The 253-nt window shown below is 41.1% G+C and carries 1 protein-coding gene; it reads left to right on the top strand.

The features are described 5' to 3' along the window. Nucleotides 1–253 (top strand): hypothetical protein (locus tag ACPYOJ_RS36025; RefSeq protein ID WP_481420483.1); only part of this gene is annotated, 253 nt, incomplete at both ends.

The following is a 253-nucleotide window of genomic DNA, read 5'->3' on the forward strand; positions in this document are numbered from 1 at the left end:
GTTCCTATGTATTTCCATGCCAAAAACAGCAGAATATTTTATCAGGTAGCCAAGCTTCATCCCAGCCTGCAAACCATGATGCTTCCGGCAGAAATGATGAATGACAGAGAGAAACCTATCAGAATCAGAATTGGCAAACCTATCGCCGTAAAAGCGATGGACGACATGGAAAGTATTGAGGAGCTTGGCGATTTTCTCAAGCGTAAGGTTTATATGATGAAATCTTACTACGAAAAAAGAAAATCTCTTGCCC

Source organism: Rhizobium sp. SVR5-9E (assembly GCF_056755095.1).